Origin of the sequence: Candidatus Villigracilis affinis, from assembly GCF_016705895.1 — a bacterium.
Classification (GTDB): domain Bacteria; phylum Chloroflexota; class Anaerolineae; order Anaerolineales; family Villigracilaceae; genus Villigracilis; species Villigracilis affinis.
Genome location: NZ_JADJKT010000010.1, coordinates 18,389 through 42,500, shown reverse-complemented (window position 1 = coordinate 42,500; position 24,112 = coordinate 18,389). Strand labels below are relative to the sequence as shown.

23 protein-coding genes are annotated in these 24,112 nt (G+C 50.8%); 7 read left to right on the top strand and 16 right to left on the bottom strand.

Annotated elements, in window-relative coordinates:
• Positions 1 to 22: 22 nt before the first annotated feature.
• From IPI86_RS06965 to IPI86_RS06955, 3 genes are read left to right on the top strand one after another with little or no spacing between them, the layout of a single operon-like run.
• The gene (locus tag IPI86_RS06965) at positions 23 to 988 is read left to right on the top strand and encodes a glycosyltransferase family 2 protein (protein ID WP_345297269.1); all 966 of its coding nucleotides are present in this window, start codon (positions 23 to 25) and stop codon (positions 986 to 988) included.
• A 19-nt stretch (positions 989 to 1,007) separates the two neighbouring features.
• Positions 1,008 to 3,242 carry a hypothetical protein gene (locus tag IPI86_RS06960; RefSeq protein ID WP_345297268.1) on the top strand — a complete coding sequence of 745 codons (2,235 nt, stop codon included), beginning with the start codon at positions 1,008 to 1,010 and terminating at the stop codon, positions 3,240 to 3,242.
• Between the two features lie 3 nt (positions 3,243 to 3,245).
• Positions 3,246 to 4,283 (top strand): CAP domain-containing protein, encoded by a 1,038-nt coding sequence (locus IPI86_RS06955; protein WP_345297267.1) that lies wholly within the window; start codon positions 3,246 to 3,248, stop codon positions 4,281 to 4,283.
• A gap of 78 nt (positions 4,284 to 4,361) precedes the next feature.
• Here the strand turns inward: IPI86_RS06955 and IPI86_RS06950 are convergent, their stop codons facing one another.
• From IPI86_RS06950 to IPI86_RS06890, 13 genes are all read right to left on the bottom strand, one after another.
• Positions 4,362 to 5,279, bottom strand: coding sequence for a hypothetical protein (locus IPI86_RS06950; RefSeq protein ID WP_345297266.1), 918 nt, complete (start codon positions 5,277 to 5,279; stop codon positions 4,362 to 4,364).
• A 65-nt stretch (positions 5,280 to 5,344) separates the two neighbouring features.
• Positions 5,345 to 6,559 (bottom strand): DUF1501 domain-containing protein, encoded by a 1,215-nt coding sequence (locus IPI86_RS06945; RefSeq protein ID WP_345297265.1) that lies wholly within the window; start codon positions 6,557 to 6,559, stop codon positions 5,345 to 5,347.
• Between the two features lie 63 nt (positions 6,560 to 6,622).
• Positions 6,623 to 8,104, bottom strand: coding sequence for a DUF1800 domain-containing protein (locus tag IPI86_RS06940; RefSeq protein WP_345297264.1), 1,482 nt, complete (start codon positions 8,102 to 8,104; stop codon positions 6,623 to 6,625).
• 87 nt (positions 8,105 to 8,191) lie between these two features.
• Complete coding sequence (locus tag IPI86_RS06935; RefSeq protein WP_345297263.1) at positions 8,192 to 8,710, bottom strand: hypothetical protein; 519 nt, start codon at positions 8,708 to 8,710, stop codon at positions 8,192 to 8,194.
• Positions 8,674 to 9,459, bottom strand: a complete 786-nt coding sequence (locus IPI86_RS06930) for a hypothetical protein (protein WP_345297262.1) — start codon at positions 9,457 to 9,459, stop codon at positions 8,674 to 8,676. The genes IPI86_RS06935 and IPI86_RS06930 overlap by 37 nt, the downstream gene beginning before the upstream one ends.
• A 51-nt stretch (positions 9,460 to 9,510) precedes the next feature.
• Positions 9,511 to 10,056, bottom strand: coding sequence for a hypothetical protein (locus IPI86_RS06925; protein ID WP_345297261.1), 546 nt, complete (start codon positions 10,054 to 10,056; stop codon positions 9,511 to 9,513).
• A complete protein-coding gene (locus tag IPI86_RS06920) occupies positions 10,043 to 10,588 on the bottom strand; it encodes a sigma-70 family RNA polymerase sigma factor (protein ID WP_345297260.1) in 546 nt (181 codons plus the stop codon). Before IPI86_RS06920 ends, IPI86_RS06925 begins: the two co-directional genes overlap by 14 nt.
• A 369-nt stretch (positions 10,589 to 10,957) precedes the next feature.
• On the bottom strand, positions 10,958 to 12,223 hold the full coding sequence (locus IPI86_RS06915) for a sorbosone dehydrogenase family protein (protein WP_345297341.1): 1,266 nt from the start codon (positions 12,221 to 12,223) through the stop codon (positions 10,958 to 10,960).
• Between the two features lie 526 nt (positions 12,224 to 12,749).
• Complete coding sequence (locus IPI86_RS06910; protein ID WP_345297259.1) at positions 12,750 to 13,520, bottom strand: hypothetical protein; 771 nt, start codon at positions 13,518 to 13,520, stop codon at positions 12,750 to 12,752.
• Positions 13,521 to 13,696: 176 nt separating this feature from the next.
• Complete coding sequence (locus tag IPI86_RS06905; RefSeq protein ID WP_345297258.1) at positions 13,697 to 14,230, bottom strand: DinB family protein; 534 nt, start codon at positions 14,228 to 14,230, stop codon at positions 13,697 to 13,699.
• 207 nt (positions 14,231 to 14,437) lie between these two features.
• Entirely contained in the window at positions 14,438 to 14,857 is a 420-nt protein-coding gene (locus IPI86_RS06900; RefSeq protein WP_345297257.1) for a hypothetical protein, read from the bottom strand.
• Between the two features lie 258 nt (positions 14,858 to 15,115).
• Complete coding sequence (locus IPI86_RS06895; RefSeq protein WP_345297256.1) at positions 15,116 to 15,559, bottom strand: HNH endonuclease; 444 nt, start codon at positions 15,557 to 15,559, stop codon at positions 15,116 to 15,118.
• Positions 15,560 to 15,677: 118 nt separating this feature from the next.
• Positions 15,678 to 17,783, bottom strand: coding sequence for a hypothetical protein (locus tag IPI86_RS06890; RefSeq protein WP_345297255.1), 2,106 nt, complete (start codon positions 17,781 to 17,783; stop codon positions 15,678 to 15,680).
• Between the two features lie 199 nt (positions 17,784 to 17,982).
• Between IPI86_RS06890 and IPI86_RS06885 the strand changes: the two genes are divergently transcribed.
• On the top strand, positions 17,983 to 18,429 hold the full coding sequence (locus tag IPI86_RS06885) for a hypothetical protein (RefSeq protein WP_345297254.1): 447 nt from the start codon (positions 17,983 to 17,985) through the stop codon (positions 18,427 to 18,429).
• A 63-nt stretch (positions 18,430 to 18,492) separates the two neighbouring features.
• Here the strand turns inward: IPI86_RS06885 and IPI86_RS06880 are convergent, their stop codons facing one another.
• Positions 18,493 to 19,506, bottom strand: coding sequence for a hypothetical protein (locus IPI86_RS06880; RefSeq protein WP_345297253.1), 1,014 nt, complete (start codon positions 19,504 to 19,506; stop codon positions 18,493 to 18,495).
• A 136-nt stretch (positions 19,507 to 19,642) separates the two neighbouring features.
• Between IPI86_RS06880 and IPI86_RS06875 the strand changes: the two genes are divergently transcribed.
• Genes IPI86_RS06875 through folK form a run of 3 tightly spaced genes read left to right on the top strand, consistent with a single transcriptional unit; the run spans position 19,643 to position 21,251 of the window.
• A complete protein-coding gene (locus tag IPI86_RS06875; RefSeq protein WP_345297252.1) occupies positions 19,643 to 20,395 on the top strand; it encodes an SDR family oxidoreductase in 753 nt (250 codons plus the stop codon).
• Positions 20,396 to 20,422: 27 nt separating this feature from the next.
• Positions 20,423 to 20,779 carry a dihydroneopterin aldolase gene (gene folB, locus IPI86_RS06870; protein WP_345297251.1) on the top strand — a complete coding sequence of 119 codons (357 nt, stop codon included), beginning with the start codon at positions 20,423 to 20,425 and terminating at the stop codon, positions 20,777 to 20,779.
• Positions 20,772 to 21,251 carry a 2-amino-4-hydroxy-6-hydroxymethyldihydropteridine diphosphokinase gene (folK, locus tag IPI86_RS06865; protein ID WP_345297250.1) on the top strand — a complete coding sequence of 160 codons (480 nt, stop codon included), beginning with the start codon at positions 20,772 to 20,774 and terminating at the stop codon, positions 21,249 to 21,251. Before folB ends, folK begins: the two co-directional genes overlap by 8 nt.
• An 11-nt stretch (positions 21,252 to 21,262) precedes the next feature.
• On the opposite strand, the gene IPI86_RS06860 is transcribed toward folK, so the two are convergent.
• On the bottom strand, positions 21,263 to 23,605 hold the full coding sequence (locus IPI86_RS06860; protein ID WP_345297249.1) for an HD domain-containing phosphohydrolase: 2,343 nt from the start codon (positions 23,603 to 23,605) through the stop codon (positions 21,263 to 21,265).
• Between the two features lie 48 nt (positions 23,606 to 23,653).
• Positions 23,654 to 24,103 (bottom strand): response regulator, encoded by a 450-nt coding sequence (locus tag IPI86_RS06855; RefSeq protein WP_345297248.1) that lies wholly within the window; start codon positions 24,101 to 24,103, stop codon positions 23,654 to 23,656.
• Positions 24,104 to 24,112: the final 9 nt, after the last annotated feature.

The window sequence follows — 24,112 nt, the reverse complement described above, 5'->3', positions numbered from 1 at the left end:
TTTTTCAAGTACAATCTTATTTATGGATTTTTCCACCAATGGTATTGTAACAGTCATCCCAGCCTATCGGGTGCAGGATACCATCGCATCCGTGTTGAAAGACCTGCCTGCCTACATAGAACACATCATCGTTGTGGACGATGCATCTCCTGACTCAAGTGCAAACCTGGTGGCCGCCGCCGCACAACAAGATTCCCGCATCGTTCTGGTGCGCCACGAGAAAAATCAGGGCGTGGGCGGGGCCATGATCTCTGGCTTTCGCAAGGCGCTGGAACTTGGCGCAAAAATCATCGTCAAACTCGACGGCGACGGGCAAATGGACCCTGCGCACATCCCCGCCCTTGTCACTCCGCTGGTCCTCGGCAAGGCTGATTATGCCAAAGGCAACCGCTTCCGCGATTTTGTTTCACTGCGCAACATGCCCATTGTGAGGCGCGTGGGCAACCTCGGGCTGAGCTTCCTCACCAAAGCCGCCACGGGCTACTGGAATATCTTCGATCCCACCAACGGTTTTTTCGCCATCCGCGCTGAAGTGCTGGCACAGTTACCTCTTGAAGGAATTGACAAACGCTATTTCTTCGAAACCTCACTGCTGGCAAACCTATACCTCATCAATGCTTTCGTGGTGGATGTGCCCATCCCCGCCCGCTACGGGAACGAGACCTCGCATCTTTCCATCCGCCGCAGTCTTTTTGAATTCCCGCTCAAACTTTTTTCCACGCTGGTTCGACGCATCCTCTTGAAGTATTACATCTACGATTTTTCCATCATTTCCCTGTACATCGTCACCAGCATTCCGCTGTTGCTATTCGGTTTCATCTTCGGCGCGATCAAATGGATCGACTACGCCAGCCGTAACATCCCCGCCCCCACAGGCACCGTGATGCTCCCCACCTTGTGCGTCATCCTCGGCATTCAGATCATGCTCTCCGCCATCGAAATCGACATGAAGTCCACACCCAGCCAGCCAATTTGCGATCCTTTATAAGCTGTATACTTAACCCAAGATGGATTTTCAACCTTACATTCCAGGGATGAAACCCGCCGACCCGGGACCGCTCTCGCGCTTTCTGCCCCCGCTTGAAGAGGGAGTCATCTCTGCCTGGCTCTCGACTCAGCCCTTCGGCGCGGTTCACAGCGGACCCGGTACCTGGTTGCTCGACCCATTCGGATTCTCCCCGAGACTCGTCCTCGAAGCCGCGCGCAGTGGAACCCGTGTGCTGGTCACGGCGAACAACCCCATCACGCGTTTTCTGCTGGAAATGTTCGCCAACCCGCCGCCCGAATCGGAATTCATCGCCGCGCTGGCAGACCTCGGTGCCGTCAAAAAAGGGGACGAAAGACTCGCGGGTCATCTGCAATCGTTGTATCTCACCAAATGCGAAAAATGTAATCAGCAAATTTACGCCAACGCATTTCTCTGGCGCAAAGGCGAAGATGCTCCCTACGCCCGCATTTACGAATGCAAACACTGTGGTGACTCAGGCGAACACCCCGCCACCGAAGAAGACATCGAACGCGCAAAAAAGATCGCCGAAACCGATGCACTGCACCGCACACGCGCCTTTGAAAAAGTCGTGGCGTTGAACGATGAAGACCGTTTCTACGCGGAAGAAGCAATTCAATATTATTTGCCTCGTCCGCTGTATGTGATCACCACCATCGTCAACCGCCTGGACAGTTTGAATCTATCCGCGGAGCGAAAACGGGCATTGACCGCACTCGTCCTCATCGCCTGCGATGCGGGCAATACCATCTGGGCGCATCCTGCGGAACGTCCGCGGCCGAAGCAGTTGAGCACGCCGAGTCAATTCCGCGAGCACAATGTGTGGATGGCGCTCGAGCGTGGACTCACTCTTTGGTCAGAGACAGGTTCAACGGTCCCGTGTGAAGCGTGGCCGAAAAAGATTCCTGAAAGCGGCGGCATCTGCATCTACGAAGGCCGTCTCAAAGACCTTGCGCAACTCGTCAAAAAAGAGATTCCGATTTCGGCAGTCATTGGTTCAGTGCCGCGTCCCAACCAGGCCTTTTGGACTCTCTCTGCGTTGTGGGCGGGTTGGTTGTGGGGCAAGGAAGCAGTGGAGCCGTACAAGGTTGCGCTGCGCCGCCGCCGCTACGACTGGGCGTGGAACGCGACCGCGCTGCATTCGGCCTTCAATCATTTGAATGATCTGCTTCCCGATGGGATTCCGTTTTTTGCATTGCTACCCGAACCTGAGCCGTCGTTTCTCACTTCCGCGTTTACGGCGGCAAATGCTGCGGGGTTTTCGCTGGTGAATGTAGCCTTGCGCACCGAGCATGACCCCGTGCAAGTGACCTGGAAAAGCGGCAAAAAAGAAAAACCGCAAACAGCCGATGCGGCCCTTTTGCAAAATTCGATTCAGGAATATCTCGCTTCACGTGGAGAGCCCGCTAGTTACTTGCACGTCCACACGGCGGGGTTGATCGCGCTGGCCGAAGCGAACACGCTCAAACAGCCTGAGCATGAATTCGATGAGACCTTGCGGAAAACGAACGCGCTTTTTGAGTCAGCGTTGAAAAACGATGAACGCTTCGTCCATTATTCGACGGGCGAAAATGTGGAAACAGGAATGTGGGGTTCTTCGACTTCGCCACGAAGCGGCTCCGCTCAGAACGAATCGCTTTCAGATCAAGTGGAGGTGGCCATCGTCACCTTCCTGCAAAAGAATCAGCACGCCATTTATCTTGAAGTGGAGGATGAGTTGAATCCGCGCTTTACGGGATTGCTCACGCCCTCAAAAGGATTGATCTACGCCGTTCTGAATTCATACGCAGAAAAGGAATCAGGCGGATGGAAACTTCGCGCGGAGGATCTATCTTCAGCGCGGCGAAATGAATTGAACAACATCTTTACATTGATCGAAGCCATCGGCAAACGGCTGGAATACAAAACACGCCGCGATGATAAAACCCTGACCTGGTTTGAAAATGGAAAACCCGTCCGCTCGTTTTATGTGATGGCCTCCGCATTGCTTGGGCGCGCGCTGGAAACAACCGCGCCAGACACGATCCTCGTCATCCCCGGCGGACGCGCCGCGCTTGCCGCCTACAAGCTTCAACGCGACCCTGCCCTCGCCGCGCAATTGAAAACCCGTCGCGTGGTGAAATATCGTTTGTTGCGTGCCATTCTCGAGGTCCCGATTCTGACGCGCGACTCCTTCGAAGAACAGATCGCCAGCGACCCCGTTGAAAAATCCACGGGGCAGATGATGATGTTTTAAACCATGACAAAAAAAATAATCCTTCTCCTTGCCTTGCTTCTCGCCTCCTGCGTTTCCATTTCTGTGGATTCCAACGCACAGCCCACGTCACAACCTGATTTCGTAACATCGACTTTGATGCCCACCCAGGCAGGCTACGTGCCGCCCACGCTCACGCCTGTGCCCGAATCAACCATCACGCCGACACGCATCCCCGTCACTGCGCCCGCCAACTGCACAGACAGCGCCGTGCTCGTGCGCGATGTGACCATCCCTGACAACACGCAAGTGAAAGCGGGCGAGAAATTCACGAAGACCTGGGAATTCATCAACAACGGAACCTGCCCATGGTTCGGATACACGCTCAAGTTTTCAACAGGCGACAAAATGAACGCGCCTCTCTCCGCGCCGATTCCTGATACGCTTCCGAAGGAAAGAGTCAACGCCTCAGTAGAGTTGACCGCCCCAGCTTCCAACGGCACCTTCACAGGGTATTTCACCCTGAACGACGCAAACGGAAATGCCCTGCCCATCGGCACGGAAAAAACATTTTGGGTGAAGATCATCGTGGGAAGCGGAGCCATTGTCCCGACCACATCGGGAGTCAACCCAACACAGGCGGTGGGAATCACTCCCGTGAATAACGGCGGTGGCGCGAATTGCAGTTTCAGCCAGAACGCTGGCTACGTGAATCAGATCGCATCCATGATCAACGCGGAGCGGGCCAACGCAGGCCTGCCACAATTGACGATCAACGCTGAGCTATCTTCCGCCGCGCAAGGACACGCCGCCGACATGGCCTGCAATAACAGCATCAGCCACACAGGCTCAGACGGTTCTTCCTCGTACGGGCGGGCTCTGGCTGCGGGGTATTCAGGCCAATTCTATGAAGAGATCATCTACGGCGGCGGCGGACCCGAAGCCGCGATGAGTTGGTGGATGAATGACAAAATCCACCGCGATGCGATCCTCAACCCAAACACTACCGAGATGGGTGTCGGCTACGCTTATTTTTCAAACGGCGCGTACGGAGATTACATCACTGTGGATTTTGGCGGGTAAAAATGTAGGGACGCAGTAGGGACACAGCGGCGCTGTGTCCCTACTTTCAATCTTCAAATTGAAGAATACGCTGGCTTATCAACAGAACGGGGGAAACAATATATTCATCGAACGCATTATCCCCAAAAACCTCAGATGCACCAATGTCCTGCCATGTGCAATGTAAACAGAACATTCCTTAGTCACAGAATTGTGGCTGCAATAAATCTTCATAAAATCAGGTTTCGGCTGGTTTGTGGGAAGAACTATCCCAAGGTCAGCATCTTCAGCATTCGCATTCCAGGAAATAGCCTCATCAAACTCTTTCTGACCAACAGGTTGTTCATAAAAAAATACATCCTGATAAACCCGAAAAGAATCATTTTCGCCATAAACACCCGACAGTCTGTAGGATTGGATCATTTCATTTTCAGATAAGCTGGAAGAGTCTTCGTTAGTTTCATGCATCCATATCAAATCGCATGAAAAGTCACTTCGCCTCATGAGAATCGAATCCAGATCTGTACGTTGCGAAACCTGATAACGATACACGATATCGAGCAGGCGCGGGAAATGGCAATAGCTTGTGAATCTCCCCATATACTCTGCTCCCAAGTTTATGGGGATCCAAATCAGTGCCAATCCAAGCCAAATAGCCAAAACCAAACTTGAACCAACTCTATACACAGGTTTGCCAGCACCAATAAACTCCTCAACATCCCGCCAGTTTATTTTCATAACCACAAATGAAAAGACCAACCCAATTAACACCCTGGCAAAATAAAGGCTATAGACCACTCCCTTTCCATAATATTGCCAATCCAGTTGAGAAGGTTTGATCCATTTCAAGAAGAACATCATGCAAATGGTCACACAAACGAAAACAATGGCTTTGCGTTTATTTCCCATTTGCCACCAATTTAATGCAGCAGCCGGGGTTCCCAACAGGAAAACCGCCAGCGGCGACCAAAAGGAATTCTTTTTATTATCTTGCAGAGCAATGGTTGGTTCGGTCATATTCCCTCGCTATCATTCCTCTATTGTAAAACAAAAAAGGGCGACCATAAAGGCCGCCCTCAAAATCATACAATCACATTCGGCATCTTCGGTTGGTATTCGGGGAAAATTTCATTGGTAGCGGGGTTATTCAGGCGTTTGGTCAAAACCTCGGAGAGCACATCGCGGTAATCGGTGGTGACAGCCAGATCGCCTGGGCCAATGAGTTGACCTTCCTCCAGCCCCGGCCATTGCCCGTGGACTTTGCCGCCGTCCACGTTACCGCCCAAGACCATCATCATGCTGCCGTGACCGTGATCTGTGCCGAGGCTGCCGTTTTCAGAAGCGCGCCGCCCAAACTCAGACATGGTGACAGTGGTAAGTTGATTTTGATGATCAGCCATATCGGCGTGGAAGGCGGCGAGACCTTCGGCGAGGTCTTTCATCAGGTTGGGCATGAGGCCAGTGGATGAGCCCTGCGCGAAATGCGTATCCCAGCCGCCAAGGTCAATAGCCGAGACTTCGAGACCTACTTCCGCTTTGATGAGCATGGCAGTTTGTTTGAGGGCGAGGCCGAATTCAGAGTCGGGATAGGTAATTGGAGACGCCGTCCTGAGCCCGCCGAAGGGTTGATACTTGGCGGGGTCAAGCTTTTCCAATGTATCCATGATGGACAAGGTCTCCTGACCCATCAGGTCATTTTGATAGACCGTGCTCAATGCAGCACGCATTTGTTGAAGGGCGCGCTGGTCACCGCCGAGGTGAAAATCTGCGATGGAGCGCAATGCAGAGACGGGAACCGTTCCACTCAAACTGCGCTGCGGGCGGGTGCCCATTCCCACCGCGCGCAACGGAGAGGTGTTACCTGTATTCAGTGTAGCCAGGTGACGCCCAATCCACCCTGAGGCGGGGCCGCGTTCATCGTCCACGCCGCGCTCCATGAGTTCCATTGCTTTGAAATGGCTGCGCGATTCATCAGGTGCGCCGCAGGCGTGGATAATGGCAAGTTGTTCGCTTTGCCATGCTTCGAGCAAGGGACTCAGGTTTGGATGAAAACCAAAAAATCCATCCAAATCCACTGTCCTTTCTTCTTTTTTCGTTTTCGAATCATCAGGTCGTGCAATTCCCAATGATGGGCGCAATTGATAATAAGCGTCTTCGCCATGCGGAACGACCATATTCAACACGTCTGCTGCGCCGCGGAGAAATACAACGACCAGAGTGTCACCACGCGGGGCGGTGTTGACGGGGGCAAAAGAGAGGCGAGGGAGCCAGGTTTTGGTGGGAAGTTGGGTAAGCATTTATTTACTCCTAAAATTTTCGACTTTTCTTTCACCCGAAGCAATCTCCAACATGATGAGATATCATCTCCACTGAAACGCGGGGGAGGCGATGATGCTGGCGGTGATGACTTGCAGAGTCTCTTCTTCGGTGGAGCCTGCCGCTCGGACGGTATCAATCAACCCGTCGCGGGTGACGCGCTCCAAAGGGGTGCCTAATAACAGGGATGTAATTGAATCCACATCGTCTTGCAAAATGCCATTCGAAGCGACATCCAATAAACTTTGCAAATTATGTTTTGTGTCGTTGATCTCATTGCGGATCAGCGCGAAGGCGAATTGCCAGCGCGGCATGAGGTTGCCCTGCCACGGTTCGCTTCGGTCGGGATAGCCATCGGGTGTGGGCCAATTGAACGCGACCTGCCCCATGCGGACGAGATAGTCGTGAAGTGCGGCGGCATCGGTTTCGACATTCAACATGCGCATTGCAGACAACACAAAATTTACGGGGCGTTTGTATTTGGGCTGCGCCAGCGGCAGGCCATCGAGCAAAATGACTCGCAGCACAGATTTGATATCGCCTTTTGTGGCCAGAAAAGTTTGCGCGGCTTTTTCGATGATCTCCTGCGGCGGGTCATCGGCGAGGAAGCGACGGGCGAGTTTGGTGGAAATGAATCGCGCCGTGCTCGGATGTTTCACCAGCATTTCGATGACTTGCTCCGCTTCTTCGACACCCGAGGGTTGGATCGAAAGACCCAGAACATTTTTCGTCCCTGTGTCATGGAGATTCTTGTCGAAGGTGAACTCGCCCAGCCAGAAATGCTCCTTCACTTTCCAACCAGTGAGGCAACGCGCAAGTTCCATCACATCCTGCTGGGAGTAACCGCCATCCACGCCGAGGGTGTGAAGTTCCATCAACTCGCGCGCGTAATTTTCGTTGGGGTGACTCTGCTCGTTGGCCTGATTATCAAGATAGACCAGCATGGCGGGCGAATGTGCCGAGGCCCAAACCAGATCGCGGAAGTTACCAAGTGCATGTTTGCGAATTACTTCGCGGTCATCCACGGATTTAAGGAAGAATTCTTTTTCCTTATCCATGAAGATGTTGAAATGGTCGCTCCAGAACTCGGTCATCACTTCATACAATTGGCGTTTGCTGTACATCTGACGAAGCAATGTGGCCTGACGAAGTTCCTGCGGAGCCCGTTCACGATCATAGCCGTCGAAGAGTTGATTGCTGACGCCTTCGATCTCATTGGCATCCATTCGGATGGTTTTGAAGGGCATCAATTGCAAATCGCAATCGAAGTCGTTGATGGATTCGAAATCGAGCTGTTCTTCGATGTAGTTTTGCAAACCGATCTCACTGAAACGAGCACGCTCCTCCACACGCGGACCGAAGGTGAGTCGGTTGAGGGCGAGGAAATCGCCTGCGCCAAGTGCAGCCCACGGCAGGGTGGGAAGGTCGCCCGCGATCCTGCGATACACAGGCGCGCACGAGGAAAGCGCTGCGCTGGCAGAAACGAGGGAGGCAAGTTTGAGGAAGTCTCTACGAGAAAGGGTCATGGGAATCAGTGGTCAGGTATCAGTGAATAGAAAGTAGTGAGTGGAAAGTGGATGGGATGTAAAGAAGACAGAATTTTCGCGGTAAATTTATGCGTGCGAAGGAACAGGGTCAGGCACGTGGACGGTTTTCTCACGCGGCATCCAATTCAAGAATGCGAAGCCTGTAGCACCGAAGGCCATGATGAGCGCAATAGGCCAGATGAAGAACCAACCCAACACAGGGAAGAAGGCCACCAGCTCAAGGATGACGGAACCGCGCACGAATGCATTCAACGGCGAAAGTCCGCTGTGACTGGTGAGGCGCGCGCCCAAATGAGCGGCGATGCCCGCCGAGCCGATGGATGAAAATGCCAGCGCCGCCGCAAGCAACAGCCAACCAATGAATTTGGCGGGGCCAAAGGGAAGCGCAAGCAAAATGACGACGGGAATGCTGACCGCAACCACGATGACGAGTCCCATCCAGAATGTACCCCAGGGAGTCTTATCCACGCGGGTTTGGGCGCGGGAAATGATCGATGGGAACAACAGCCACCACGCGGTGAGCATGGCGGGGAAGGCAATGCCTAGAATCAACAAGACGAAGAAGATGGCGGATATGTCGGCCATGGGGAAGTTCCTTTCATGTATGGAGAGTTATAGGTTGTACAGGGCTGGGTTGGGAAAAGTTGCAGGGGAAAGAATAGTGAGTGAGTGAAAGTGCGTCGCACCAGACGGGTGGATTGTTTCACTAAATAAGGGAAATCCAACGGGTTGGACCCATCTTGTTCAAGGTGGTGCGACGCACCCAAAAATGAGACGCGGAGCGCGCAGAATTTTCTCTGCGAACTCCGCGTCTCTGCGGTGTGAAGAAAAAAAGATACTTCGTACTTAATTTCGCGCTGGAATAATCCCAAAATGAATGCACCAATGCCAACAAAACCCGCATACGGAAAAAGCAGGAACCAGCCGATCACAGGCAGGAGACAGGCGAGGGATAAAATCACTGTCCCCCATGCAGTTCGTTTCCAGGCGGGATATTCGGAGAAGATGCGTTCGCCCAGTTGGTTGACCATGCCCGTCAGACCGAAGCTCAATGCGATCGTAAGCGCGGCAAGGATCACCAATGCGGGAATCATCAGAATGGTTTTTACAACACTGCCCGCATTTTCAGCAATGGAAAAAAGAACCAACGCGATCAACCCAAAAAACAAAAAGTTGATCACTCCCACGCCAAATGAACGCCCAGGCATGGCAGTGAGTACACGCTGGGTTTTGGCGGCGCGATTCGGAAATAACGCGGCGAGGACAAGAAAATACGCAGCGAGGGGAATGGTAAGCAGCAGGATGATGACAATAATTTGCAGGAACTCGTTCATGAATTCTCCTTGTTGAACTACTATTTTCACGGACACAGCAACGCTGTATCCCTACCTTTGGTTTCTCAAAAACACACCGTTGCCCAAAATCCACAGCACAGATACACCCGCAAGCGCCATCAACAGACTCGAAATTTCAAGGGGCGGAAGTTGGAAGTTGGAAGGTTGAAGGTTGAAGGTTGGAAGGTTGGAAGGCTGCAAGTTGAAGGTTGAAAGTTGGTCGAGCAGATTTATCCATTGCGATTGCAATTGGGTGATTCCTTCCATGAGGGAAGATATTTCGATGGCAGGCAGCAGGTTTGCGACGAACGGCACGGCAATGATGATGGCGGTCAACGCGAAGGCGGCCTGCAGGATCACTGTCAGCGTGAGGAATTTTGGCAGCGGGGCTGGCAGGCTTCGGGTCGTCAGGAACGGCGCGGCGAGGGATTTGGTCAATGCCACTTCGGGCAGGGAATCCAATTCGGTGAACAATGCCTGAAGCGTGGAAAGTCGCGCCGCGCATTCGCCGCATGAAGATAGATGCGTTTCGATCTGCACGCGCTCGTTGGTTTCGTTGTCAAGATATTCGTTGAGTTGCTCGTCAGTGAGATGCATGGAGTTTCTCCGCCAAAATTTTGCGGGCGCGGAAGAGATGGCTCTTCACATCGCTCAATGGGATTTTCAATTCTGCGGCAATTTCTTCGTAGGACAGTTCTTGAAAATGACGCAATTCGACGACAACGCGATAATGCGCGGGCAGTGATGCGAGGGCACTGCGGATGGTCTCGCTTCTTTCGCGGACCTCGTAGACTGCTTCAGGCAATTGGGCAGAATCAGCGTCCCGTTCATCGTCCAACTCGGCTGTGTCTTTGCTTGCCTCGATGGCATTCAAACACAGATTGGCCGCCACGCGTCGAATCCACGGGCCGAATTCACGCTCAATATCAAAAGTGTGGATGCGGTCGTAGGCGCGGATAAAGGTCTCCTGTGCAAGGTCTTCGGCTTCGCCGCGCTCGTGCAAAATACGGTAGCAGACGTTGAACACGCTCGTCTGGTAGCGTGTGACAAGCTCGCCGAATGCCGCCCGACTGTCGGCGTCACCGCGACGGGTTTGCAGAATCAGGTCGCGGTCGGTGGGCATAGTCATGGCTAGAGTTTAATACAGGAGTCGGTGGGAAAAAGTTGCAGAATGGAGGGAACAGATCAGGTTTTATTCCCCCAGGTTAATGGTTTGCGTTCGCGGACTCTGCTCGGGAGCACAAAAAAGCCAGCATCCCCGCGCCTGAACTGAGCTTGTCGAAGGGTCTAGTCCATGCTTTGTCGGGCAGTTTTATGAAATAAACATTTCATCTATTCAGAATTGCTCTTTGTCATCATGTAGATACTAAACACAGGAGAAAAAGTTTAGAATCGTATATTAATAACCTGAAACCTAGGGAACCATTAATTGGGTAATCCAAAAAGAGACACACGGAGATCGTGCGTCTCTTTTTGAAAATCACATTTATTTCTGCCTTTATGGCGCTGTTGCCACTCTCCAGATCACATTCCCCACATCGTCTGCCACCAGAAGTGCGCCGAGCGCGTCAATTGCAACGCCCACGGGCCGCCCCATGGCATCACCATTTTCTTTGAGGAACCCATTTAGAACAAGCAATGGGTCACCTGACGGCATGCCTGCTGTGAACGGCACGAAGATCACCTGATAGCCGTTGGGCTGCTGACGATTCCACGAGCCATGCTGCCCAATAAACATTCCGTTCTCAAATTGAAGAGGCAATGTGTTTCCGTCTGCAGAGGTAAGCCCTAATGAAGCAGTATGAGATCCCAACGCATAATCAGGCACAAGTGCCGATGCCACCAGCTCGGGATTCGGCGGTGAAACGCGCGCGTCCACATGATCGCCATAATAGCTGAAAGGCCAGCCATAAAAGCCGCCATCCTGTACTGAGGTCATATAATCTGGCACCAGGTCATTTCCCAACTCATCGCGTTCATTCACTACCACCCATAATGCTCCAGACTCTGCATCCCATGCCATCCCCACAGGGTTTCGCAGCCCCGAAGCAAAAATGCGGTGACTGCCTGTTGCAAGGTCCACTTCCCAGATCGCAGCGCGTTCCGTTTCTGCTTCAAATCCGTTCTCTGCGGCGTTGCTATTCGAGCCAACGGAAACATATAACTTCGTTCCATCTGTACTGGCCACCAGGCCTTTGGTCCAATGATGATTGATCGTGCCTGCTGGCAAGTCTGTTATTTTTGTGGGCTCGGCAGTGATCTCCGTCTCTCCTTCTGAATAGGGAAAGGACACGACTGCATCGGTATTCGCTACATAGAAGGTATCTCCCACTAAAACCATCCCGAACGGTGAGGTCAGGCCATCGATGAATACAGATTTTGTCTCTGCAACACCATCTCCGTCCGCATCCCGCAGGAGTGTAATACGATCCGCACTGGGCACGCCGCCGCCTGATTTCTTCTTAAAGAACTTGAAGAACCACCCCTTGATTCCTTTTGCATCGTCTGGGCGATCTGCAGGAGCATTGGATTCAGCAACGAGCACATCTCCATTCGGAAGGACATACAGCCAGCGCGGATGATCCAACCCACTGGCAAATGCGGTCACTTCCATGCCTTCAGCTGCTACTGGTTTCTCACCATCTGCCCAACCGATGGCATTGGGCGGATTCACCACCGGAATCAGCCGTTGATTCGGCTCTGGAAGCTCAGGATTGGGTCCATAGCCGCTGCTGGGCGGCAGGGATGCCGGACCCCCGAACATTGAAAAGCCTGCGATAACGACCACAACCAATACCAAACTCACTACGAGAGTGAGCACATTCGATCTTTTCTTCATACTAAAAACCTCCGGTGACAGGAAAGCTGAAATTTTGATTTTTATATGGGCGGTGCTTTTAAATTCCCCACACCTTAATACAGATACTTATCATATATTGAATGTCCTTCATCTGTATCCCGCAACCGGGGAGTATTGTTCTCCGCCACCCAGGGGAGGTGTTTCATGCTTAAGTGACTATTTAATAACTCTCTTTACAAGCTGTCATTCGGCGCGCTAGCGATAGCCGTGCCTAAATAAACATTTATTGGTAGAACTTCTTGTGATTCACATCGATCTTATCCCCAATGGTATAAGCAGGCTAATGACTTACGTTCGCAGACTCTGCTTGGAGCAGAAAATGCTCGACGCGAATTCCCAGCATCAGGTCCCCGCTTTGTGGGGCGATAGTTTTTGCAAGAAGATTGTGCCGATGGCAAAAGGAAGGATCACATCTTTATCAATCTAATCGTCAATCAATCTCGCGTCCCAGCCAACGAATTACGTTTTGCACGAAACGACGATTATCACCTTTCTCGATTAACCCTGGTCCTGGATTCGTAGTGCCTTCCGTTCCAATAAATCCTGAATCTGCGACGACAACCACCCGCCCCATTCTGTCCAGGGCGCTATTTGCTTCGGCATCCAATGCCATGGCAAAATTTCTTCCATGAGCGGGAAGTCCATTCCGGTGGTCAATCATTTGGCTCGGCAAATTGATAATTGGGACAGCGTCTGCAGAAACGAGACTACAACAGTTATTCGTGACAATTGAACGAATTGGTTCTTCTCCCAAACCGCCGCAGATAATTGGATGCGTGACCAACAAATCTGATGCGGAAAATTCGGAAAGGACACCTGATTTCGAATTTGCAAACCATGAGTTTTCGATTTCAATACCGAACTGACGAGCAAGAACGGCATCCTGCTTGGTCATGTCATTTATATTATGTCCTGGCAAGTCACCATGATTGGACATGAGCAGAAGCCCGCCTCCTTGACGCACAAAATCAGTAATAGCTGTAATCTCTTCGATTGAATAGGAGTATTCTTCTCCATGCCGTGTTGTGATCACTAATACATCATAATTATTTAGCAGGCTTTTAGCCAATGGCAGTTCAGGAGAAAAGTCGACGACACAAAATGGAATATCTTCAAGTTGTGCAAGAAAGGTCTGAAGACGTCTTTCGTTCTGCACATGGATTCGTGTTTGTAACCCGTTACCGTCCATGAGTATTTTCATAATAGTTTGCCTTATTATAAAGAAACAGCCCAACGGTTTTCGTGCGTGGACTCTGCTTGAGAGCAGAAAATGCTCGACGCGAAGCGTGCCGCAGAATCCCCAGCGCTCAGTCCACGTTGTGTTGGGTCACTTTTGGATGGAGACGAAATAATTTCTAATGCCAGAGTTGAAACAAATCAGGGTTTTCCTTCAGCGCGCTCAGACTGGAACATGGTAAAGTCGAAGTCACCCGGCGACTGACCATAATCGGTCAGCAGCGCGGCGGCCTCACTGCGGTGCTGCGTGGCATGGATAGTGAGATCCAGCAGGATGTGCCACACGACACGCTTGCGGATCGCACCAGGGATGACATAGCGGATCGTGCTGTTCAGCATTTCCTCGGTCAATGTGTCGAGATAAGCCCACATCTCCCGTTGTTCGATCAGCCAGCGCTCTTGCAGCATGGCGAGTGTCGGAAAGGCGTCTTCGTGAAGCTCGGTCGCATCATAGGCCGCTTCATTTGCCAAAGGTTCTTGGTAATACCCCTGGAGTGTGATCCGTTGCTGCCAGATGTTGTCCAGTATGTGAACCATCGTGGCGCGCAGCCCTCCGTGTCCGTAGGAGGTTGGGGCGGCGTACTGCTCTGGACTCACCCTGGCGCAGGCCGCCAGGATGCGCGCATCAGCCCAGTCATTGTAGCCATACAGTAGCTTGATTTCATCTATTTTCATCGTAGTATTCTCTATCCTATATTCCTGTTGACGTTTCTTTCCTCGCAATTACGCAGCGGCCCAACGGTTTGCGCCCGTGGACTGGTGTTAGTACGGGCGCGGACTCTGCTTGGGAGTAGAAAAAAACCGAGGCCAGAGAAGTGCTTGAAGTCGCGCAGAATTCCCAGCGTACAGTGCACGCGGTGTTGGACTGCAAACCTACTAGATCTACTGCTGTATATTTTTCCATTCCTCTGGAACTTCCAGCCATAATGCTGGCGTTAAACATTCTTGCTCGTTATATCTGACAACTTCACCATCTGAAAAATGAATTTCTTTATTCTCGATAATCTTCAAGATATCATCTTTTTTGTTTGTATTTATTTCATCTTCTCCAAAGCATAATTCAGAGAACCAGCCGTCGTAAAAATTACTTTTTGGCCCGCCCATCCCATATTTTGACGATTTGGGAAATGAATCCACATACTCCCACCATGTAATTGTGCTAATCTGAATACCGCTGGAAACCAAGTTTTCAATTAATTGACGGACATTTTCTTGTTTTACAATGATATCAATATACCCAAACCCAACAGGCTGGGCTTTGTGTAAAGCCAAAATATGGTCGAGGTCTTTTTTCTTTATCATTTTTTACTCAACGATCAACTGTTACTCTTGCCATCCCGATTGCAGCCCAACGGTTTGCGTTACCTGGGTTGGGCAGGGATGTATTTGCCAACGAAAACAGAAATTTGCGCCATTTTACTTTAGAACGCGCACGCTACCCGCCAATCCAGGTGCGCTTTGTTGGGCGCATTTCACCGAGTGCCAAATCTCATTGGCTGGAATAAATCGTCATTTGAGTTGCAACTACTTGGTAAGGATATTCATTATTTTGATTTCACTCTACTGTTTTTGGCGAGTGATGCGATGTCGTTCATGCTTTATGTATCTTTCTGCGAGAATCATAGCTAAGCTATCTCGCGTTTCGATAAGTGTTCTTATCCAAACGCCAAGCTTGATTATCCATTGAAATTCTTCAGAGCCATAATGCCAACGATAATTATTGCAGATTGCATGGGCGGCTAAATAGTTTTCAACGGAATGTTCGCCCCCATAAGCATGTGCAAGCACATGATCAGCTTGCCAATTTTCGCTCTTCTTTATCTTTCCGCCACATATATGACACCTGCCTCCTGTTTTGCTCAAGATAAGATTGCGCTGTTCTTTTGATAAACTCTGTCGCTTTTGTGTTGCGCCAGCAATCTTTCCTTGTTGTCTCTGTTTTCGAAGCAACTTTAGTCTGTTAGCAAATCTAATTGCACTTTGAAGAGCAAGTATTGTTTTCATTAATTGATCTCTTAGCTAATTTTCATTGACTACTACTGCTCGCGCGCCTAACTAGTGTTTAGACGGCCATATTCCGTATAACTGCTTATAGACGCCTTATTCATTCCTCAGTGACCAGTTACACGACCTTCTTCCTCAAGATCCTGTTCCAATCAAGCATGGACTTCAGGTGTTCGGTCGGAACCTGCCCCTCGGGCACGAAGCCGACGAAGGAGCGGTTGTAGGTGTCTTCGGGGCCATCGTCGAGATGCCAGGAGAGCGGCATTTTGAAGGTGCCGACTGAAGAAGTGCCTTTGTCGTCGTCGGGCAGGGCGGTTTCGTAGGTGATGACCATCGTCCCGTCGGCGGTTTCGGCGACTTCGGCCACGGTCGCTTCGTGGATCCAGCGCAGCCATTGGTGCTGCTGAGTCTTGGCCTTGGTGGCGGGGTCAACAACTGTGCGCGAGCGGGTGACCGTTTCACCTTTTTGATATTCCCACGGGGTCGTCGCGGCCTTGGAATCGGGTTTGTCACCTTTTTTCTTTTCCATGTTTGGCAGAAGTCCCACGCCTGATTTGGTTTTCACTTCTTTTGCAATCTGCCAGGCGTTCGGTTCTTTATCTACAAAGCGCAGCCAAAGGATGCTCGCGCCGGGGACATAGTCCGCTGCGGTAGTGGGCTTGGTATAAAACGGACGGGGCTCACCGGTCAACTTGCCTTCGGTTTCGTTATTGAAATACCATTTGGGCTTGGGGGTCAGGCCGCCGGGGGGCAAATGTCCGCGCAAGTGCTGGCAGTGTTCGGCGGTTTCGTTACACACGGCACGGCTGACGATCAACTCGTGAGTACGTCCATGCTCTTCGCGCCATGCGGACGAATCGTAATTTTCCCAGGCATCCAGCACATTGCGAATATCATTATAGGCTTGCGAATAACGCGCGGTTTCCTCTTCGGGCGTCAATTTCTCCCAATTCGGGTCGGTGACATGGTTCACGCGCAGCGGCGTGAGTTTGACGATTTCCTTCCAGGCCCATGCAGGGAAGGTGGATTTCATGGCTTCAAGACTCTTAAGCGCCTCATCTGTGCTCATTGAATTTATTTCGTAATTCAACTCTTCAGCCTGCAAAGCGGTCAACCCATTGCGGCGGGTCTTGGGTCCGCTGGCTTTCACGCTCAGCATGTGCAGGGCAACCTTATCTTTCCATTCTTTTTCAGAGGCACGAGCCAGTTTTGGGATGTTTGACCCTGTTCCAGTTTCGTAGGCTGCGATCTTTTCGGCGCAGAGTTTTTCCACGGCGGCGTCATCCAGTTTGCGAATCTCGCTTCCAGCATTGGATCCGCGCAGGCGCATCAACAGCAATTTAGGGTCGGCCCATGAATTGTGCGCACTGGCGTAACGCATCCCCGAAAAATGGACGACCATGTATTGCAGCCAATGCGGATAACGGTTCGGTTCCTTCTTGAAACGCTGATAAATTTCCTCCAGCAGTTCGTATTGATTTTTCTTTTCGAGGGAAGCTTCGTACTCTTCGGCTTTCCACACGACAATATCGCGGACCGTGACTGGATTCTCAGGCTTGTACTGGACTAAAAATTCCGCTTCTGACGTACTGAAAGCTGGATCAGCCTTCGAGAGCTTGTACCACGCGAGTTTTCTCGCCTCGATCTTGTCATAGGTCTTGAGGAAAGCGCGCACCTGTTCGATCTCCTGCTCAGCCATCGGCAGGGTCACCTTTTCCATGACGGCAAGCTCCTCGATCTCAACAGGCCGTTTGGGGTGGGCGGGGTCCATGTTTTCAACGCGGCGCTTCTTGGATTTGACCGCTTCGCGATGCATGTTACGATGATTTGTCCAATATTGAAGTTGGCCTTCCACAAAACTTCTTTCACCGCGAATATCTTTGGGCCAGCCTTCGATAAAGATGGCGTGGAAGTTGTTGATCTCGGTCAACTCGGCTTCGTTGATGGGTCGGTACTTTAGGTAATATCCCCGCACATCCTTCTGTTGAAAATATCCGCGCAGGGATGAGTAGGCCTTATAAGCAACGATCGCAGCCAGTTCCTGCGCTTTGACGTATGCATCCACTTCGGTTTTGAGCGTGGAGATATCCTTGTCCTTGTACTGCTTCCACAGGTCGATCTCCATGTAATAGACCAGAAAATCGCGCAGTTTCGGTTCGCGCATGGGATAAATGGTCTTGCACAAAACATCGTTCTGCCATTGAAAATACAGCGGCTCAGCCATGAATTGACTCCTTATGCGTTGGATGTTTCCCGGGAATAATGCCCAATTTTATTCCAAACCTGTCAAAAAAACGACACGGGTTTTTCATTGGAATGATTTACCCATCTCTCAACAGGAACTTCTGGTTTGCTCTTGCAGATGAGAGTCAATGAAAATATACTTGTCTCATTAATCATATTTCAAGAAAAGAGACTTCGTGATGGCAGACAGAGAGTTATATGTAAAGAGCGCGATTTTCGGTACGGGGCTTGGAGCCATCCTTGGCTTGATATTGGGCGCAGCCACCGGCGCATTGAGCCTGACCTGGAGCGGTGTTCAGTTAACTGGGATCGTTGGGCTGATCGCCGGGGCGTTGACAGGTTCCCTGACTGGCCTGATCTCGGCGCGGGTCGCCGGGCGCACGGGCGGCGTCAGCTTCGGGGCGTATGGAGGCATGGCCTTCGGCGGATTTCTCGGCTTGATTCTGGGTGCCTTCATCCCCGCTTCATTCCGCGAGAGCATCGCCACCGACCAAATGCCCTACCTCACCGTTCTGGCAAATGGGACATTTGAAATGGCGATTCTGGTCAGTTTCCTGCTTGCCTGCCTCGGCACAGCCGTCGGCGCATGGGTGGCGGGGCGTAATTTTATACCGCGCAAAAAATAATCGCTTCATCCATAAAATCATGCCCTTGAAAGTTTCAAGGGCATGATTCATATATTACTTTCTTCAATTCCTCATCGCGATCGGCTTCAAATACGAATCCAGCAGCGCATCCATTTTCTCAAAATTCTCACAGACGAAGAACATCGGGTTAAAAGCATAAACCGTCTTTGGGATTTGCGCGATGGTTTCGATCTCGAACGGAGCGAGGATGACCTCGCCGCCAAAGTAACCTTCCCGTGAGATTCCCAATTTGTTGTACAGCGCCCGCACCACGTTCCAGCCCTGATCGTGCGAAGACATCTGTCCCTTTTGATGCAGCTCATTGATGCCTTCGGTGATGCGGTCAACATCCTTTTTGTGGGCGTGGAAATTTTCCTGAAGCTGTTCAAACACATTCCCACTGTAATCAATCACATTGTCACGGCTGAGTCGGTAGAATTCCATTACCGTGTTCGCAAATTCACTTCGCCCGGAGATAATGCCCGCGCCAAATATCTTGAAACGATTATCTTCCATCACAAGCCCAAACTCGGTGCTATACCAGGCCAGATGCTTGATGACCTCCCGCTCCTCCTCTGTCGCTTTCATATAGGCTGGGGCAAATTTATCCTCGATCCGCGCATAGAATTCCTGGGTGAGGAAAGGCAGATGGCCGAAGATATCATGGAACATATCGGGCTCAGGCGTAAACTCCATCTGGTCGCGGGTACGCAGGTAATCGGTGATCAGAAAAATACGCTGGGCGAATTTTTTATACCAGTCATCTGCAAGCGTGTAACGCACCGCAGTCCGCTCGATGCGCCAGCCAGAACGTGGAGTAATACGTTCATTAAGATGAGTAACAGTGGGGATGCGCTGCGGGTCAAGCTGTAACAATTCCAACCCTTTGATGTATTCATGACACAGGTGTTCCAGCAGGTAAGGCTGATGGATCCCTGCAAACAGGTCGGCCCAGATCCCATGCTGTTCATCAGAGAAAACAAGTTCCTGATTCTCAGCCGTATACTCACGGGTCGGGTCGAACTCCTCACGAACAATATCACCGGTGTAAATGGTTCCATCTTGATTTTTAGCCATAGTTTCACCTTTCTTTTAGAGAAATAGTGGACACCCTCTTTACAACGATATTATCACCACCAAAAATGAAAGTCAATAATCAGACAGGCCCAGTCCAAATAAACCAACTCCTGTCTGCGATGATACAATTTTGAGCATGTTCAAAAAATCGCTGGAAGGGAAAACCGTATTGGTCACGGGCGGCGCCCGCCGAGTTGGCCGTCTCTTTGCGCTGGCATGTGGACGCGCAGGCGCGAACGTCATCATTCATCATGGGAATTCCGCTCAAGAAGCTTTGGATTTAAAAGAAGAAATCGAATCATTCGGACCTCAAGCCTGGTCACTGCCCTCAGACCTTTCCAACGCTGACGAAGTTTCGCGGCTTATTTACCGTGCGAATGAATTTAGTCCGCTATATGCCCTTATCAATAGTGCCGCTATTTTTGAACCACTTTCGTTTCAGGAAACAAAGCTCGAAGATTGGGAACGTCATCTGTCCATCAACCTGACCGCGCCATTTTTGTTAAGCCAGGCATTTGCAAAACAGATCCCCGAAAATGAAAAAGGACGCATCGTCAATATATTGGATTGGCGCGCTTTACGTCCCGGTGCAGACCATTTCCCATACACCATCACCAAGTCCGCGCTGGCCGCGATGACAAAATCTCTGGCTGTGGCGCTTGCACCGCACATCACGGTCAATGGACTGGCGCTTGGCGCGATCCTTCCGCCCGCAGATGGCAATCCTGCGGACAATTTGTCGGCGAGTGAAAAGATCGTTGAAAGCGTACCAGCCAAACGGTGGAGTGAAGCGGGCGAAGTCGAAGATGCATTGCTCTTTTTGCTGTCAGGCCCAGCCTATATCACTGGTGAGATCATCCATGTAGATGGCGGCAGGCATTTGATTTGATCGAAGAATTAAAAACCAGGAGACCCCATGGATAAAACATTTATTAAAGATTTACTCGTACGCGGCATTATCGGAATTCGAGATTGGGAACGCGAAAAACCGCAGGATATTTTGATCAATGTCACTGTATTCAGCGATACCACTCGCGCCGCGCAAACCGATGACATTGCCTACTGTGTGGATTACAGCGCCCTGGCCAAGAAGGTCCAAACTCATGCTGAAACTGCTGCAAGGCTCACAGTGGAGGCATTGGCGAATGATCTTGCGGAAATATGTTTAAAGGAAAACGGGGTCAGGAGAACGATCGTCAGTGTCGAAAAGCCCGGGGCGGTGCGGTTTGCGAAATCGGTTGGTGTTGAGATCGAACGCAGCCGCGATGACTGAGCTTCATCAAGTTTATCTGAGCATCGGCTCGAATATCGAGCCTGAGGCCAATATTCCAAAGGCAGTTCAAATGCTTCGCGAATATGGTCAGGTGCAGGGCATCTCCAGTATTTGGGAATCGGAAGCAGTTGGTTCAGACGGCCCAAACTTTTTGAACTTGTGCGTTCTATTTCTCAACCCGTTGCAGCCTGTTGAATTAAAGGAGCAGGTTATCCGCCAGATCGAATCGAAACTTGGGCGGGTCCGCCACGCAGATAAGAACGCCCCGCGTACCATCGACCTTGACATCGTCCTCTTTGATCGCCAGCCGCTCAATTTGGATTTTTGGAAATACGCCTTCGTGATCGTGCCTCTGGCAGAATTGATCCCCGATTTTCAACATCCCATCAGAGGCGAAAAACTCTCTCGTGTTTCCGAGCAGTTACAGAATCAGGTTTGGATCGTGCCGCGCAGTGATGTGGCGATATCTTGAAAATACAGCGTTTAGGCTCCATCCTCATCCCATTTCTGAAAATGCTTATCTTCAAGAAATATCTTTACAATCTGCGGGTCAAAGTGTTTGCCCGTTTGTTCCTCGATATGACGATAGACCTTCTCACGCGTCCACGCCTTGCGGTAGGGACGATCTGATGTAAGCGCATCGAACACATCCACCACGGCAAACAGGCGCGCCGGGAGTGGGATATCCTCCCCTTTGAGTCCGCGGGGATAGCCGTTGCCATCCCATTTTTCATGATGGCAGTAGGGGATGTCCAACGCAGGTTTAAGGTATATGATCGGGGAAAGCATCTGGTATGCAAATATGGGATGCTGCCGCATGATCTCTTTTTCAGCCTCTGAAAGCGGCCCAGGTTTATGCAAAATGGAATCTGGCACACCCATCTTTCCAATGTCATGCAGCAAGGCCCCGCGCCAAAGATGCTGTTTCTCGACTTCACTCATTCCTATCTTTTCGGCAAGCGCCAGCGCCATCTCTGCTACGCGCTGAGTATGGCCTTCTGTTTCCTTGTCACGCAAGTCCAATGCACGCGACCAGCCCTCGATGGTAGCATCATAAGCGAGCATGAGTTCCGCATTGGACCGTTGCAAATTCTCAAGCAAGGAAGCATTCTCGATCGCAATGGCAGCCTGGGTGGCAAGGGTTTCATAGTAGTCGAGCCACTCCATCTCTGGCTCAAAAACCTTTCGATGGAAGAGTTCCAGCACACCCTTGACATGCCCTTTAACCATTAGCGGAGTGGCATACTGCAACACGAATTCTTCACAAGCCAGTAATGAGGAGCGAATAAAAGCCCCGTCCATCTGCCCAATATCCTGAAAGGAAACGGTACGATATTCCTGGGCGGCGCGTCCGGCACACCCATCGCCAAGTTTGACATTTGATTGTTCAATTCTCCTTGTCCTGAATCCAATTCCTGCGGCATAGTCCAGTGTGTGAGTAATGGGATCCAATAACAGAATGCTGGCAGCATCCACTTCAAGCTCGTTCTTCACGTTATTCAAAATAACATTGAGCGTAACGTTCGCATCGAAGTTGCTGCTGATGGCAATGTCGATTTGATGTAGGGCAAGCAGGTGACGTAATTGCAGTTCGGTCTGCTCGTAGAGCTTGACACGGCGGATGGCATTGGCTGCAATATCGGCAATTGCATTGAGCAGGCGCAGGTCCTGTTCCAGAATATCCGCTTTGCGGGCGATCCACAATGCGCCGATCGTTTGATCCTGTGTAATGAGTGGGACCGACGCGAGGCAATGAGAAGCGCCAAGCAGGTCGGGTCTATAAAAAAATGGGTCGTTCTCCGCATGGTTATTCAGGTAGGGTTTTTTATTTGTAACGACCCAATTGCAGACTCCCTTCCCAAGTGGAATGTTCAACCCGATCATTCTCTCGGCAACAGCCCCGCGTCCCATCTCATCGATAAAGCCTCCAGTCTGCAGATTGGGTAATACTAGCATGGCGCCATCAGAATCAAACATGTCAACCAATTGGTCGAGGATAATGTTGAGTATTTCGGTTCGTGTTGTCGCCTGTCGCAGTGCCGCACTGACAGTAATGATGGCTTCCCGTTCGCGTTCATGCTGTTTGCGTTCGGTGATGTCACGAACGATTCCCTGCATATTGCCATTATCCAAAACCTTGCCGCTGATCTCCACAGGGAGTAATGCCCCGCTTTTGGTGATTAACTTTTTTTCCAAAAGGATGACCTGCCCAGAATACAATTCATCAAACCGTAATGGTGAAATTGACTTATCCCTGGCATCAGTCAGATCTTTCATATTCAACTTAAGCATTTCCTCCCGTGTGTATCCCAACATATTACAACCGCTGGGATTTACATCCACAAAGTTTCTCTGTGGATCGGCAAGGAAAATACCGTCACTTGCCTGTTCGATGAGAGTGCGGTAGCGTTCCTCACTATCCTTGAGGGCATCTTCAGCCTGCTTTCGCTTTTTCTGATTCTCCGTCTCGCTCAATGCCCGTTTGACAGCCGGTACAAGGCGCGAAAGTTTAGTCTTTGGAACATAATCTATTGCGCCTTTGGTAAGCCCTTCAATTGCCGCGTCTTCGCCCAAGGTTCCAGATACAAAGATAAATGGGACATCAGGACGCCATTCCTGCTCCAACAGCAGTGCAGACATGCCATCATAGGATGGAAGCCGATAATCGGCAAGAATCAGGTTATAGCCTCCCCTGCGCAACGCCTGGCTAAATTCATCACCGGTTTGAACCCAGTCTATCTTGAAGACCAATCCTGCCGATGTTAATGTTACCTGAATAAGTTCAGCGTCTACGGGGTCATCTTCCAGATGGAGAATATATATCATTTGATTTATCTCATCCGCGCTTTCTTGGGTTGACGACAAACAACATGTTTATGCTGTTTCCATGCTGATTGGGGGAGGTTCATTGATCAGTGCCCAAAATATTCCTACCTCTTTGACCGCCTCGACAAAATCTGCAAATTTGACAGGCTTCACAACATAAGCATTGACGCCAAGCCGGTAGCAAACTTCCAAATCCTGGGATTCGCGCGAAGATGTCAGAACGACAACCGGTATTGTTCGCAAGTCATTATCGGCTTTGATTTGTGTCAGGACCTGCATACCGTCCATTCTTGGCATTTTAAGATCAAGGAGAATAACGACAGGATTCCCGGGGGGACGGTGCTCAAAGGCTTTTCTGCGATAAAGATAATCGAGCGCTTCAACCCCGTCGTGGGCAATCGTAATATTGTTTACGAGATGATTCTCTTCCAGGGCATTGACGGTCAACTCAATGTCTTTGGGGTCGTCTTCAACGAGAAGGATGCGTTTGAGGGACATTATGATGAC